Here is a 14,053-nt window from a genome sequence, read left to right as displayed (position 1 = left end):
CGGCATCGGCGGATCACTCGTTGGATATGTACGGCGAGAGGACTACCTCGCACCGCTGGAACTCCTTCAGGTCCGAGTAGCCCGTAGTGGCCATGGACCGGCGCAGCGCGCCCACCAGGTTGGACGTGCCGTTGGTGTGGTGTGAGGGCCCGTAGAGCACCTCGGCCAGCGGTCCGACCGTGCCGATCCTGACCCGGTCCCCGCGCGGCAGCTCGTGGTGGTGGGCTTCCTGGCCCCAATGCCAGCCGCGGCCCGGAGCCTCCTCTGCGCGGGCCAGTGCGGCGCCGAGCATGACGGCATCCGCGCCCATGGCAATGGCCTTGACGATGTCCCCGCTGGTGCCCAGCCCGCCGTCGGCAATGACGTGGACATAGCGGCCGCCGGACTCGTCCATGTAGTCGCGGCGTGCCCCGGCCACATCGGAGATCGCTGAGGCGAGGGGCGAATGGATGCCCAGCGCGCGCCGCGTCGTCGTTGTTGCGCCGCCGCCGAAGCCCACCAGCACACCGGCTGCACCGGTGCGCATCAGGTGCAGGGCCGGGGTGTAGCCCGCGGCGCCGCCGACGATCACGGGAACGTCCAGCTCGTAGATGAACTGCTTGAGGTTCAGCGGCTCGTGCTCCCGGGAAACGTGTTCGGCGGAAACCGTGGTGCCGCGGATCACGAAAATGTCTACGCCAGCGGCGAGCACGGTCTTGTAGAACTCCTGGGTGCGCTGCGGCGTCAGGGAGCCGGCCACCGTCACACCGGCTTCGCGGATCTCGGCCAGGCGCGAGGTGATCAGGTCCGCCTGGATCGGAGCCTCGTAGATCTCCTGCATCCGCTTGGTGGCGGCGGGGCTGAAGCTCTCCTCGCTCAGCGCGGAGATCTCATCGAGCATCGGCTGCGGGTCTTCGTAACGGGTCCACAAACCTTCGAGGTTGAGCACGCCCAGGCCGCCCAGCCTGCCGACCGCGATGGCCGTGGCCGGGGACATGACCGAGTCCATCGGGGCCGCGATCACCGGCATCTCGAACTGGTACGCATCGATCTGCCAGCTGACGGAGACGTCCTGGGGATCACGCGTGCGCCGCGAGGGAACAATCGCTACATCATCCAGGGAGTAGGCTCTGCGCCCACGCTTGCCACGGCCAATCTCAATCTCGTAAGTCACGGCTCTAGGTTATCCCACCACGGCGCGCACGCCGGGCCGGGACGCGGACTGTGGACAGCCGGGTCCGGCGCTGGCCGGCGCTGCCGGCCCTCAAATGCGGGCAGCTCACCCTGACAAGGACTTCGCCGCGGCCTCCTCCGCCGCCTGCATGTCCTCCATCCGGTCCGCCAGAGCTGCGAAGTGCGCGGTCCGCTCTTCTGCAGGACACTGTGGATCGACGGCGTCGGCCAGCTGCTGCCACCGCTCGCCGACGGCAGCGTACTGCTGGGCCGGCTGCAGCAGCCGGTCCAGGCCCTCCAACGCTGCCGCCTCGGTCAGGAACCGGGCGTAGAGCGGCCGCAGCGCAGCCGGCCCTCCCCAGACGGTTCCCGCCAGGCACTCCTTGATCCGTTCCAGTCCGAACCGCAGGCGCTGCTCGTCGGCGAACATGGCCGGCCAGCCTTTCTTGGTCCTGGTATCGCGCAGCCGCGCCGTCCAGGTCTGCATCCCGGCCAGCCCGAAATTTTTCGCCACGCGCGCGGGGACGACGGCCGGCGGGACCGTACCCAGCAGCACGCCGGCCGTTTCCGCCACCGCCTCCAGGACGCTCTGGCGCAGCTGGTCCACGGTAGTCTCGCCGGGATCGACCACCGAAGCCTGCCAGTGCTTGTCCTTCTTGCGTTTGCCGCGCGCGCCTGCCAGCTCGGCCGCCGTTGCCCCGTGCAGCTGCCGGCCGCCGTCGTCAATCAGGTATTCGCCGTTGGCCTTGCCGGCCACCACCACATCCACGGAGTCACTGTGCTCCGGAGCATCCGAGTGGTACCAGGGCAAGGCACCCTGGGTAACCCTAACGACGACGGCGCGGCCGGCCTCCAGCGCGGCGTCCAGATTGTCCTGGGCTGCATTGGTGCTGGTGGTGGACTTCTCCTCCACAACCGCTCCACAGCGGTTCAGCAGGTTGCCCACGTAGGGACCGGGATGGAAGCGGGTGACAATCGTCGCCGTCGTAATTTGTTCGTATTCGAAGGTGAACACCATGAAACCGATGCCGCCGGCCAGTCCGGAGAGCACCGCTTCGGTAAAGGGTGTGCCCGTGGCGGGATTTTCGACCCCGGCCTGGGCCAGGACGCGCTGCCACAGCCCTGCGTCGCGCTGCACCAGCGGCGCGCCGGCGGGGTAACCGGGCAGCAGGCCCGGCAGGGACGGTTCGGCCGGCAGGTCCTTGAGCAGCTGCAGGCGGCCTGTCGTGTAACTCTCGCCCGTCTTCTGCATGCGTTCGCGGACACGGGACTTGAAGTGCTTGTGCTGGACCATCATGTCTCTTTCTGCACGCGCCGACGTCCGGCCCCACGCGCCGCCGACGTCAACACGTCGCAAAAGGAGTGTTCATCTGGTCCTCCACCCGGAGGCTGGACCTCCTTTGCTCCCGCCGTTCCCGGCCGCGTGGGTGCCGGTGAAGGGAGTTAGGCGATGGGCGTCGCCGATCCCAGCGTAGTAGGACCGCCGCGCGCGTACAACAGACAGCACCGCAGGCGGCGCAACACAGCGCCGAACCAGCATTGAGCGGCTGCAATTTACGACGACGAAGGCCCGGGCTTGAGTGCCGGGCCTTCGTCTGTTGCTGGTGGCCATGGCCGGACCCGTTGTCAGAAACCTGTTACTGGATCCGTCCCGGCCGCCGCCTGGCTACCGCTTGTAGTTCGGCGCCTCCACGGTCATCATGATGTCGTGCGGGTGGGACTCCTTGAGTCCGGCCGACGTGATGCGGATAAACTTGCCCTTGGCCTTGAGCTCGGCGACGGTGTGGGCGCCGGTGTAGAACATGGTCTGGCGCAGTCCGCCGACCAACTGGTGCGCGACGGCGGAGAGCGGTCCGCGGTACGGCACCTGGCCTTCAATGCCTTCGGGAATCAGCTTCTCGTCATCCGGGACGTCCGCCTGGAAGTAGCGGTCCTTGGAGTAGGAAGTGTTCTTCCCCCGGGTCTGCATGGCGCCGAGGGATCCCATCCCGCGGTAGGCCTTGAACTGCTTACCGTTGACGAACACGAGGTCTCCCGGGCTTTCAGCCGCGCCGGCGAGCAGCGAGCCGAGCATGACGGTGTCCGCCCCGGCGACCAGAGCCTTGCCGATGTCGCCGGAGTGCTGCAGACCACCGTCGGCAATCAGCGGCACGCCCGCAGGAATGGCAGCCTTGGCAGCCTCGTAGATGGCCGTGATCTGCGGAACGCCGACGCCGGCGACCACGCGGGTGGTGCAGATGGAACCCGGACCGACGCCCACCTTGATGGCATCGGCACCGGCGTCGATCAGGGCCTGGGCACCCTCGCGGGTGGCTGCCTGTCCGCCGATAATGTCCACGTGGGCCGCGGCCGGATCCTTCTTCAGCCGCGCGATCATGTCCAGCACACCGTTGCTGTGGCCGTTGGCCGTATCGACCACGAGCAGGTCGGCGCCGGCGTCGATCATGGTCATGCCGCGTTCGTAGCCGTCACCGAAAAAGCCAATGGCGGCTCCGACGCGCAGGCGGCCCTCATCGTCCTTGGTGGCCAGCGGATACTGCTCGGCCTTATCAAAGTCCTTGACCGTGATCAGTCCCTGCAGCACGCCGGCGTCGTCGACCAGCGGCAGCTTCTCAATCCGGTTCTTGCCCAACAGGTCAATCACGTCGGGCCGGCTGATGCCGACCTTGCCGGTGATCAGCGGCATCGCGGTCATCACCTCGTGGACCTTGGTGGTCGGGTAGTCCGCGCGGGGCACAAAGCGGGTGTCGCGGTTGGTACAGATACCCAGCAGCTTCCCGTCCGTGTCCACCACGGGCAGTCCCGACACCCGGTAGTTGAAGCAGAGTTCGTCCAGTTCGGCCAGCGTCGCGTCCGGGGAGATGGTCACCGGGTTGGTGATCATGCCCGATTCGCTGCGCTTGACCCGGTCCACGTGCTCGGCCTGGTCCTGGATGGAGAGGTTGCGGTGGATCACGCCGAGGCCGCCCTGGCGTGCCATCGCGATGGCCATCCGGGACTCGGTCACGGTATCCATCGCCGCCGACAGCAGCGGGGTCTGGACCGTGATGCGCTTGGACAGCCGGGAGCTGGTGTCCGCTTCAGAAGGGATGACATCTGTCGGGCCGGGCAGCAGCAGCACGTCGTCGTAGGTCAAGCCCTCGAAGGCGAACGGGTTAAATTCTTCAGTCACTGTGCGGCCTTTCGGAGATACACCGGAATGGGGAGCGGCCAATGTCGCGGGGGTTACCGGTACAGAGGTGGTAGTTACATCCTAAAACCATTTGCCACCCGGCTCTATTTCGTTCCCGCACCCATGTGGTGGAACTAACTCAAGCCGCGTCTTCTTCCCGTGCCGGATACGCCGTCAGTCTCCCCTCACAAGCACGGCTTTAACGCGAGGGATCCGGCCAGTGTGAACTGGCCGGATCCCTTTCTGCGGCTACTGAGAGCGAAGCGCGGGCGCCGCGGTCTTAGTGGCTGTGGCCTGCGTGGCCGTCCTCGTCCTCGGCCGGCTTCTCGACGACCAGAGTTTCGGTAGTCAGGACCAGCGCGGCAATGGATGCAGCGTTGACCAGCGCGGAACGAGTCACCTTGACCGGATCGATGACGCCGGCGGCAACCAGGTCCTCGTACTTCCCGGTCGCGGCGTTGAAGCCGTTGTTGACCTCAAGCTCAGCAACCTTGGAAACGACCACGAAGCCTTCGTAGCCAGCGTTCTCGGCGATCCAACGCAGCGGCTGGACCAGCGCGCGGCGGACAAGCCCGACGGCGGTGGCTGCATCGCCTTCGAGAGCCAGAACGTTGGGATCGGTGTCCAGGGCCTGGGCGGCGTGGACCAGGGCGGAACCGCCGCCGGCCACGATGCCCTCTTCCAGGGCAGCACGCGTGGAGGACACTGCGTCCTCGATACGGTGCTTCTTTTCCTTCATCTCAACTTCGGTGGCTGCGCCGACCTTGATAACGCCGATACCGCCGGCCAGCTTGGCCAGGCGTTCCTGCAGCTTCTCGCGGTCCCAATCGGAATCGGTGCGCTCGACTTCGGCGCGGATCTGCGCAATGCGGTCCGCAACATCGGACTCGGAGCCGGTACCGTCAACGATGGTGGTGGCGTCCTTGGTCACGGTTATCCGGCGTGCCGAACCCAGAACTTCGAGGCCGACCTGGTCCAGCTTCAGGCCGAGGTCCGGAGAAACAACCTGGGCACCGGTCAGGGTAGCGATGTCCTGCAGCATGGCCTTGCGGCGGTCGCCGAAGCCCGGAGCCTTGACGGCAACCACGTTCAGGGTGCCGCGGATCTTGTTGACCACGAGGGTGGAGAGCGCTTCGCCGTCGATATCTTCGGCAATGATGAACAGCGGCTTGCCGGCCTGCAGCGCCTTCTCCAGCAGCGGCAGGAATTCCTGCACCGTGGAGATCTTTCCCTGGTTGATCAGGATCAGGGCGTCTTCCAGGACAGCTTCCTGGCGTTCAGCGTCGGTGACGAAGTACGGCGACAGGTAGCCCTTGTCGAACTGCATGCCCTCGGTGAGGACCAGTTCGGTCTGCAGACCGGAGGCCTCCTCGATGGTGATGACACCGTCCTTGCCGACCTGCTCGAAAGCCTTGGCCAGCAGCTCGCCGACCTCAGGGCTCTGGGCCGAGATGGTTGCCACTTCGGCAACCTTGCCCTCGACCTCGCGGGCGTTCTCCAGCAGACGAGCCGAGACTGCCTCCACAGCAACCTCGATGCCGCGCTTGAGCGCACCGGGAGCTGCACCTGCGGCTACGTTGCGCAGGCCTTCCTTGACGAGCGCCTGGGCCAGGACGGTTGCCGTGGTGGTTCCGTCACCGGCTACATCGTTGGTCTTGGTGGCAACTTCCTTGGCCAGCTGTGCGCCAAGGTTCTCGTAGGCGTCCTCGAGTTCGATCTCGCGGGCGATGGTCACACCGTCGTTGGTGATGGTGGGTGCGCCCCACTTCTTGTCCAGCACGACGTTGCGTCCGCGCGGGCCCAGGGTCACCTTGACGGTGTTGGCCAGCTTGTCGACGCCGGCTTCCAGAGCTTTGCGGGCAGCGTCGTCAAACTTCAACTGCTTTGCCATTTATTAATTCTCCTTATTGGACCAAAAACCCCGGCCAGTTGCCTGGCCGGGGTCATCGGAAAACTACTTGACGACGATCGCCAGCACGTCGCGGGCGGAGAGTACGAGGTACTCCTGGCCGCTGTGCTTGACTTCGGTTCCGCCGTACTTGGAGTAGATAACGACGTCGCCCTCGGCTACATCGACCGGGACGCGGTTTCCGTTGTCATCAACGCGGCCGGGGCCTACTGCGACAACTTCACCTTCCTGCGGCTTTTCCTTGGCGGTGTCCGGGATGACCAGGCCTGAAGCCGTGGTCTGCTCTGCTTCGAGCGGGCGGACAACAATACGATCCTCAAGAGGCTTAATAGAGACCGACACTCGGCTCTCTCCTTTGCATGAGCTACGAATAGGTTCTTTGGCCAAGGACTTTTCTGCCGTCGTCGCGGTGCCGGCAGGAGGTTCCTTGAATAATTAGCACCCGCACGGGGAGAGTGCTAATAAGACTCTATGTGCCGGATTAGCACTCGGTCAAGGTGAGTGCCAAAAGCGTCGCATCGCCCCCTCGCGCGAGCCCCCACATCGGCTCGTATGACCGGCCCGGCTACCGGTTCCAGCGCCAGCCAGAGTGCATCCGGATGCGCCGTCCGCCGTCGCTGTTTGGTGTTGTCGTTGCTTGAGGACATTTTCCTGCAGGAAAGTTGCCTAAGGCTAACCTAACCCGATACGGTTCGAAGGCGCGCAAGAATTAGCCAATGATTTTGTGATCTATTGCGGCGGGTACCGGGAGGTGCCCGAGCACCCGATTTTCCTGGAGCCATTTATGAATAAGTCAGTGAAGTCCCGCCTCCTGGCAGTCTCGGCCGTTGCCTCGCTGCTGGCGCTGAGCGCCTGCGGCCAGGACGCCGGGGCAGCCGACGCCAACGCCAACGCAGAGACCATCACGGTTGAGCATGCGCAGGGCTCCACCGAGGTCCCGGCCAACCCGGAGACCGTCTACAGCTTTGACCTTGGCGCGCTGGACAGCCTGGATTCCCTCGGCGTTGAGGTTGACGGTGCTCCGACGGCACAGTACCCGGAGTCGCTGGCCAAGTACGGCGAGGATTCGGTCACCAAGATCGGCTCCATGAAGGAACCGGACTTCGAAGCGATCAGCGAAGGTGCTCCGGATCTGATCATCATTTCGGGACGCACTGCCGGTGCCTACGAGGAACTGAGCAAGATCGCCCCGACCATCGACCTCAGCGTTGATGCCGCCGCACCGGTCGAGAGCTTCAAGGAAGTTTCCACCACGCTCGGCGAGATCTTCGGCAAGGAAGCCGAGGTCGAGGAGCAGCTGGCCGCGATCGATACCAAGATCGAGGAGACCAAAGCCGCCGCTGCCGACGCCGGCACTGGCCTGGTGCTGATGACCAGCGGCGGGGAACTCACCGCCTACGGCGCCGGTTCGCGCTTCGGCATCGTCCACGACGTCCTGGGCGTGCAGACCGCGGCCGATGTCAAGTCCGAGGGCGCGCACGGCGAAGCCGTCTCCTTCGAATTCATTGCCGAGAAGAACCCGGCCCATCTCTTCGTGATCGACCGCGATGCGGCCATCGGCGAGACTGCGGGCAAGGCCGCCGCCGCAGTCCTGGACAACGAACTGGTCGACGGCACCGATGCCGCCAAGAACGACAACATCACCTACCTGGATTCCGCTTCCTGGTACCTGGTGGGCTACGGCCTGAACAACGTTGACTCCATGGTCGGCGCAGTACAGGCAGCACTGGTCAAGTAGTCAATGCCGCTGCGGGCCGGTCCATCCGGCCCGCAGCGGAAGAGACCTACCATGGCTTCCTCGACGATGACCCGTTCCACCCCGGCAATCTCCGGCCGGGTAGCTCTGGCACGCCCGCGCGGTTCCGGTGGCCAGCTGGCGGTGGCCGGTGCCGCCGTTATCGCGCTCGCGATTGCCAGCATGTTTGTTGGGGTCAGCGACGTTTCACTGCCCGCACTGCTCGCGGGCGACCAGACAGCGTGGGATATTTTCTGGATCAGCCGGGTGCCGCGGACCGTCTCCGTCATCCTGGCCGGCATGGCCATGAGCGTTGCAGGCCTGATCATGCAGCTCATGGCGCGCAACAAGTTCGTCGAGCCCTCCACCGTGGGCACTGTTGAATCCGCGTCGCTGGGCATTCTGGTGGTCACGGTGGCCGTCCCCGGCGCCTCCCTGCTGGCAAAGATGTCCACGGCCACCGTATTCGCGGCCGCCGGCACCGCGCTCTTCCTGCTGGTGCTGCGCCGGATACCGCTGCGCAACACGCTGCTGGTTCCCTTGGTGGGCATCATGCTGGGCGGCGTGATTGCCGCTGTCACCACATTCTTTGCCTACCGCTATGACCTGCTGCAGACGCTCAACAGCTGGATGATCGGCGACTTCTCCGGTGTGCTGCGCGGCCGCTACGAACTGCTCTGGATCGTCGCCGTGCTGACCTTGGTCGGCTACCTCTGCGCGGACCGCTTCACCATGGCCGGCATGGGTCAGGAGTTCTCCACCAACCTCGGACTGAACTACAACCGGGTAATGACCCTCGGCCTGATCATTGTCTCGCTGATCAGCGCCGTCGTCGTCGTCAATATTGGGTCCATTCCCTTCCTCGGGCTGATCGTGCCGAACCTGGTGTCCATCATTTTTGGCGACAATGTCCGCAGGGCCGTGCCCTGGGTGGCCGTTTTCGGCGCGGGGTTTGTCCTGGTCTGCGACATCATCGGCCGGACCATCCGCTTCCCGTACGAAATTCCCGTCGGCGTCATCGTCTCGGCCATCGGCAGCGCGATGTTCCTTTATCTGCTCCTTCGAAAGCGTGAACGCCGTGGTTAGCACCGGCCTCCCCACGGCACTGACCCAGCATCAGCGCCGGCCCATCAAGGGCATCCCCCCGAAGACCTGGATCATTGCCCTGGCAGTGCTGGCCGCTGCCCTGGTGGCGGCCTTCATACTGATCGACCTGCGCGGCAACATCGGTTACATCCTGCCCCGCCGCGCCATCAAGGTGGGCTCGATGATCCTGGTGGCGTACGCCGTCGGAGTCTCCACCGTGCTGTTCCAGACCGTCACCTCCAACCGGATCCTGACGCCGTCGATCATGGGTTTCGACGCCCTCTACATGCTGATCCAGACCGGGCTGACATTCGCCATCGGCGGCCAGGCGCTGCTGACCATGGGCGCCCCGGCCCGCTTTGTCATCGAAGTGGCCCTCATGGTGGCGTTCTCCTTCCTGCTCTACCGCTGGCTGTTCACCGGCGGGGGCAAGAGCCTGCACCTGATGCTGCTGGTGGGCATCGTTTTCGGCACGATGTTCCGCGGCATCTCCTCCCTGCTGCAGCGGCTGATTGATCCGAGCGAGTTCATCATCCTGCAGGACCTCTTCTTCGCCAGCTTCAACAACGTGGACGGACTGCTGCTGCTGGTTTCCGCGCTGGCCGTCGCCGCCGTCAGCGTGCTGGCCTGGCGCATGCGCCACCAGCTGGACGTGCTCTCGCTGGGCCGCGAAACCGCGATCAACCTCGGCGTGGACCACAAACGTTCAGTCATCTCCGTTCTGATCATCTGCTCGGTGCTGGTGGCCGTATCCACGGCATTGGTCGGCCCGATCACGTTCTTCGGGCTGCTGGTGGCCAGCCTGGCCTACCAGCTGTGCTCGCACTTCCGGCACACCTCGGTGCTGGCCATCGCCGTCCTGCTCGGCATCATCGCGCTGGTGGGCGGCCAGCTGGTGCTGGAGCAGGTCTTCGCCTTCGACACGGCGCTGAGCATCGTCATTGAATTTGTGGGCGGCATCGTCTTCATCGCCCTGCTGCTGAAAGGCAAAGTCAAATGATCCACGTCTCCGGCGTCTCCAAGCGCTACGGCACCCAGACCGTCGTCGACGACGTCAGCTGCTACATCAAGGACGGCGGCATCACCTCGATCATCGGCCCCAACGGCGCCGGCAAGTCAACGTTGCTGTCCATGATGAGCCGGCTGCTGGACATGGACGCCGGCTCCGTCACGATCGATGGCCTCGACGTGAACGATACCCCCGGCCGGGAACTGGCGCGGAAAATGGCCATCCTGCGCCAGGACAACCAGCTCACGGTCCGGCTGACGGTGCGCGACCTGGTGGGTTTCGGGCGCTTTCCGCACCACGGCGGGCGGCCCCGCATTGAAGACAAGGCGTATATAGACCAGGCGCTGGATTACCTGGACCTGAGCGCCATGGCGGATAAGTTCGTGGACGAGCTCTCCGGTGGCCAGCGCCAGCGCGCCTTCATCGCCATGGTGCTCGCGCAGGACACTGACTACCTGCTGCTCGATGAACCGCTGAACAACCTCGACATGAAGCACGCTGTGGAGATGATGCGCCTGTTGCGGCGGCTGACGGACGAGCTGGGCAAGACGGTGGTCCTGGTTATCCACGACATCAACTTCGCCTCCTGCTACTCAGACAACATTGTGGCCATGCGCGAGGGCCGGCTGGTCCATCAGGGCGCACCCGCGCAGATCATGCAGCCGGAGGTGCTGCGCGATGTCTACGAGATCGACATCCGCATCGAGGAGATCGAGGGCAACCGGATCGGCGTCTACTTCGCCTAGGGGACTGTGTGCTAAGGACAGCTGTCCGCCGTCGTTGTTTCAGGCTTTGAGCACTGACAGGACGTTTCCTGCCGGGTCTTTGAACCAGGCGATGTCCGGACCGTTGCCGCGCATGATGCCCTTCGCATCCGTGGGAAGATCCGCACCGCCGTAGATATCCGTCTTCACCCCGGCCTGGTTGAGCTCGTCCACGGCGGCTTCCACATCGTCCACGACGAAGTTCAGGACAGTAAATGAGGCCGGCTCGTGATTCTCCTTGGGGTAAATCATCACCGTGGCCCCGCCGGGAATGGTCACGTCCAGGGTGCCCATGTCCCCGTCCGCAACGGGAAGGCCCAGCGTCCGGCTGTAGAAGTCTTTCGCCGCAGCTGTGTCGTTGACGCTGAAGCTGCTGACCGCTTGCTTGGCAGTGAACACGGTGTTCTCCCTTGGGCATGACGGATTACTGAACACCACCAAGCTTGGCACCGCGGTGGCGCATTTTCCATAGCGCGGGCGGGACGTTCGTGGGCGCTGCGCCCCTCGATCTTCCTCCTGAAGACTCCTACCATAGGACGAGGAGACGCCGCGGGTCGCCTCCCTTCACACGGAGGTCAGCATGGTCAGGTTGGAATCGGCCACTGCGGATACCGGGATTGCCCGGGCCATAGCTGATTCACATCTGCACGCGATTCCGGCCCACGTGCTGGAAGAACTGCTGGCCGGCAGTTCGCTGGCAACGGTGAACGCCGGTTCCGTGATCCATCATGAAGGCGACGCCACCGTGCACTTCGAGCTCGTCGTTTCCGGGCTGGCCAAGATCTTCGTAACGGCGCCCGATGGGAAAACGGCCACGGTCCGGTACTGCCGAAGCGGGTCCCTTATCGGCGTGGTCTCGTTGTTCAGCGACGAGTTCACCATGCCGGCAACGGTGCTCGCCCTCACCGAAATGAAACTGGTGCAGTTCTCCCCCGCGGTGGTCCGCCAGACGACGGCTCGTGACAGCCGCGTGGCGGTGGCCCTCATCCGTGAGCTCAGCGACAGGGTGCTTCACTTCATCGCGGAAATTCCGGGAGCTGCCTTCACCTCCGTCCGCCAACGGGTGGCACGGCACCTGCTCGATCTTGCAGGCCCCGGCGGACCCTCCGGCCAGCTGGCCTCTTCCCCGGCCGGAGCCGGAAGCCACGAAGCCGGAAACCGCCAGTTCGTGGTGACGACAAGCCAGCGGGAGCTTGCCGACGCCGTAGGATCCGCCCGGGAAGTTGTCGTGCGGATCCTCCGCGAACTCCGTGAAAGCGGCACAGTCCGGACCGAGCGGGACCGCATTGTGATTCTCGAGCCGGAGCGGCTCATCGAACTGAGCAAATGGAACCCAGGTTCCTGACATAGGGGCAGAAGAAGCGCACCATCAATCCATGACTACAACATTGGGTCAGGCGCCCATAGCGGATCACACCACCAACAGCACACCACAGCCGCACGCCGCGGAACCAACTACCGGCGACTTCAGCCCGGAGGAAGTGCTGTTGGCCTCCCGCAATCACGCGATGCCGCTGGAGCTGCTGCGCTGGAACCGGACGCCCGCTGGCATGCACTATCTGGTGATGCACTGGGATGTTCCGATGGTCGATCCGGTCAGCTGGCGCCTGAAGATCGGCGGAGAGGTCGCCGAGCCCTTGGAGTTCTCGCTGGCTGATCTCCGTCTCAGGGAAAGAGTGTCCATGGGCGTCACTCTTGAGTGCGCCGGCAACGGCCGGACTTTTCTAAAACCGCGCCCCGTGTCCCAGCCTTGGCTCCACGGCGGCGTTAGTACGGCGGAGTGGACGGGTACGCCGCTGACGCCGCTTATGGATGAGGCCGGGCTGCGGCCGGATTCGGTGGAGCTGGTCTTCAGCGGAGCGGACCGGGGATTTCAGGGAGGTGTGGCCCATGCCTATGAACGCAGCCTGCCCGTGCGGACCGCTATCTCAGGTGGTCTCCTGCTGGCCTATGAGATGAACGGCCAGCCGCTCCTGCCGCAGCACGGCTTTCCCGTTCGTCTGGTAGTTCCCGGTTGGTACGGCATGGCGAGCGTGAAGTGGCTCCACAGCATCGAGGCCATTACCCACGCTTTCGACGGTTTCCAGCAGCGCTTTGCCTACCGCTTGCAACAGGACGCCGACGATCCAGGCGAACCGGTTACGCGGATACGTGTCCGCTCGCTCATGGCTCCCCCGGGCATTCCCGATTTTGCTTCCCGCCGGCCCATCGTGCCCGCCGGCGAGACCATCTTGGTGGGCCGTGCATGGTCCGGATACGGTCCCATCAAGTCTGTCCACGTGAGTGTCGATGGCCGCTGGCTGCCGGCGCAACTGGACGAGCCGGATGGGAGGCACGCGTGGCAAGGCTGGTCCTGCTCCTGGCAAGCCGAAGCGGGGGATCATGAATTGATCTGCCGCGCCGAGGACACCGTAGGGAACATCCAGCCACTTGAACCGGAGTGGAACTACCAGGGCATGGGCAACAACGCCGTCCAGCGGTTGCAAGTCACCGTGCTGCCATCGGTTTCGGACGGTACCGTACTCCCCTAGACCCGCGGTGCCCGTCATGACCTACGAGCTGCCTCCCGCAGTCCGCCACCATCTCACACGACGGAAAAACCCGGTGGCAGCGAAGCCCTTCCGGTCAGTGCCAGCAGCAGCAGGCTGCCATCGCCCCGCGCGGCGGCAATTTCCATCGCCACCTTCATCGCGGCCATCTCCACTTCAGGAGACAACGACGCCGGAACGCCGCAGGCGGCCGCCAGATCCAGGCTGTGCACTGCCAGCTCGAAAATCCGTGTGGGCAGATAGTCGCTGAACCGCATCCCGCCGGCGATCGTCTCGATCACGCGGTCCGAGACCACCGGCACCACACTTCCCAGTTGCGCCAGCAGCCGGTCCACGGTCTCAAGCGGCGCCGGCCCCAGCTCCTCCCCCGCCGCCACCGCCCTGGCGGTAATGTCCGGCGACGATGTAAAGTCCAGCCCGGCGTAGTACGCGGCGGTGGATTCGACGTCGATATTTTGGGCCGGCCGCTCCAGATAGGTCAGGACGGTAACCAGCGCACGGCTGGTATGCCCGGCGAGCGTCCGCACGTTCCAGTCCCCCAGCCCCGGCTCGTCCCAGGCACTGTCCGGGATCCGGGCCATCACCTCGCGGAAGTGCTGTGCCGCCGCCAGATATGTTGCCGCTCCGGGAATCATGAGCCCATGATGCCACGCGATGCGCCGGAACTACCCGTGTCG

The 14,053-nt window shown here is 64.8% G+C and carries 13 protein-coding genes; 6 read left to right on the top strand and 7 right to left on the bottom strand.

Annotated features, from left to right (window positions below):
• Positions 1–13: 13 nt before the first annotated feature.
• From HGO92_RS08705 to groES, 5 genes are all read right to left on the bottom strand, one after another.
• Positions 14–1,153 (bottom strand): GuaB3 family IMP dehydrogenase-related protein, encoded by a 1,140-nt coding sequence (locus HGO92_RS08705; protein WP_169993797.1) that lies wholly within the window; start codon positions 1,151–1,153, stop codon positions 14–16.
• A gap of 105 nt (positions 1,154–1,258) precedes the next feature.
• Positions 1,259–2,449, bottom strand: a complete 1,191-nt coding sequence (locus HGO92_RS08700) for a BtrH N-terminal domain-containing protein (protein WP_240974517.1) — start codon at positions 2,447–2,449, stop codon at positions 1,259–1,261.
• A 369-nt stretch (positions 2,450–2,818) separates the two neighbouring features.
• Positions 2,819–4,324, bottom strand: coding sequence for an IMP dehydrogenase (guaB, locus tag HGO92_RS08695; protein WP_169993795.1), 1,506 nt, complete (start codon positions 4,322–4,324; stop codon positions 2,819–2,821).
• A gap of 280 nt (positions 4,325–4,604) precedes the next feature.
• Positions 4,605–6,215 (bottom strand): chaperonin GroEL, encoded by a 1,611-nt coding sequence (groL, locus tag HGO92_RS08690; protein WP_169993793.1) that lies wholly within the window; start codon positions 6,213–6,215, stop codon positions 4,605–4,607.
• A 63-nt stretch (positions 6,216–6,278) separates the two neighbouring features.
• Positions 6,279–6,575 (bottom strand): co-chaperone GroES, encoded by a 297-nt coding sequence (gene groES / locus HGO92_RS08685; protein ID WP_074701392.1) that lies wholly within the window; start codon positions 6,573–6,575, stop codon positions 6,279–6,281.
• Positions 6,576–7,017: 442 nt separating this feature from the next.
• Here groES and HGO92_RS08680 point away from each other — a divergent pair, with 442 nt between their 5' ends.
• Genes HGO92_RS08680 through HGO92_RS08665 form a run of 4 tightly spaced genes read left to right on the top strand, consistent with a single transcriptional unit; the run spans position 7,018 to position 10,809 of the window.
• On the top strand, positions 7,018–7,971 hold the full coding sequence (locus HGO92_RS08680) for a siderophore ABC transporter substrate-binding protein (protein ID WP_169993791.1): 954 nt from the start codon (positions 7,018–7,020) through the stop codon (positions 7,969–7,971).
• Between the two features lie 51 nt (positions 7,972–8,022).
• On the top strand, positions 8,023–9,054 hold the full coding sequence (locus tag HGO92_RS08675; RefSeq protein WP_277351884.1) for an ABC transporter permease: 1,032 nt from the start codon (positions 8,023–8,025) through the stop codon (positions 9,052–9,054).
• Positions 9,047–10,054 (top strand): iron chelate uptake ABC transporter family permease subunit, encoded by a 1,008-nt coding sequence (locus tag HGO92_RS08670; RefSeq protein WP_346768893.1) that lies wholly within the window; start codon positions 9,047–9,049, stop codon positions 10,052–10,054. The genes HGO92_RS08675 and HGO92_RS08670 overlap by 8 nt, the downstream gene beginning before the upstream one ends.
• Positions 10,051–10,809, top strand: a complete 759-nt coding sequence (locus HGO92_RS08665) for an iron ABC transporter ATP-binding protein (RefSeq protein ID WP_169993789.1) — start codon at positions 10,051–10,053, stop codon at positions 10,807–10,809. The genes HGO92_RS08670 and HGO92_RS08665 overlap by 4 nt, the downstream gene beginning before the upstream one ends.
• 39 nt (positions 10,810–10,848) lie before the next feature.
• On the opposite strand, the gene HGO92_RS08660 is transcribed toward HGO92_RS08665, so the two are convergent.
• A complete protein-coding gene (locus HGO92_RS08660; protein ID WP_169993787.1) occupies positions 10,849–11,226 on the bottom strand; it encodes a VOC family protein in 378 nt (125 codons plus the stop codon).
• 181 nt (positions 11,227–11,407) lie between these two features.
• On the opposite strand from HGO92_RS08660, the gene HGO92_RS08655 reads away from it, so the two are divergent.
• Positions 11,408–12,172 (top strand): Crp/Fnr family transcriptional regulator, encoded by a 765-nt coding sequence (locus HGO92_RS08655; RefSeq protein ID WP_169993785.1) that lies wholly within the window; start codon positions 11,408–11,410, stop codon positions 12,170–12,172.
• A 31-nt stretch (positions 12,173–12,203) separates the two neighbouring features.
• Positions 12,204–13,358 (top strand): sulfite oxidase, encoded by a 1,155-nt coding sequence (locus tag HGO92_RS08650; RefSeq protein WP_169993783.1) that lies wholly within the window; start codon positions 12,204–12,206, stop codon positions 13,356–13,358.
• A 53-nt stretch (positions 13,359–13,411) separates the two neighbouring features.
• On the opposite strand, the gene HGO92_RS08645 is transcribed toward HGO92_RS08650, so the two are convergent.
• A complete protein-coding gene (locus HGO92_RS08645) occupies positions 13,412–14,011 on the bottom strand; it encodes a maleylpyruvate isomerase N-terminal domain-containing protein (protein WP_169993781.1) in 600 nt (199 codons plus the stop codon).
• Positions 14,012–14,053 lie beyond the last annotated feature (42 nt).

The sequence above is a fragment of the Crystallibacter degradans genome (genome assembly GCF_012952295.1).
GTDB lineage: Bacteria > Actinomycetota > Actinomycetes > Actinomycetales > Micrococcaceae > Crystallibacter > Crystallibacter degradans.
Note: the sequence above shows the minus strand (reverse complement) of the source record. Positions and strands in the feature narration are given on the sequence as shown.